The 407-nt window shown below is 33.4% G+C and carries 1 protein-coding gene; it reads right to left on the bottom strand.

Going from position 1 to position 407, the window contains the following annotated elements; genetic code table 11:
* Window positions 1-331: helix-turn-helix domain-containing protein (locus tag HMPREF2685_RS00015; RefSeq protein ID WP_261710230.1), on the bottom strand; the 331-nt coding region annotated here is incomplete at its 3' end.
* Window positions 332-407 lie beyond the last annotated feature (76 nt).

Genomic DNA, 407 nt, shown 5'->3' on the forward strand with positions numbered 1-407 from the left:
TATGAAGTGTTCTTTTCTGAGAAGTTGGATCAATATACAACTCATCTCCATCTTCTGTGTATAGTTGGTTGCCTCTTGTTAAGTAAAGTAAATCCTCTAAGTACTGTCCATCAGTTTCTAGAAAATCTTCGATGTATTTGACAGCTTTTAAAATCTCACTTACTTTATCAGAGTATTCATTAGATTCAAGAACACTCTTTTCTAACTCAATCTCTTTACTAGTTCCAAATAGTTGGGTTGGAGTTGCATTAAAATATTCTGCTATCTTATCCAAATTTGCAAAGGTAGGATAGCTTTTTTGTTTTTCGTAATCAGAGATGTCTGGAAAGATTGCTCATAAAAAAATGTGGGGCAAATGATGGGGCAAATCAGTTATAGACAAGCAAAAAAGCCTTATAAATCAAGGC

Source organism: Streptococcus sp. HMSC074F05 (assembly GCF_001808725.1).
GTDB classification, from domain to species: Bacteria; Bacillota; Bacilli; order Lactobacillales; family Streptococcaceae; genus Streptococcus; species Streptococcus parasanguinis_I.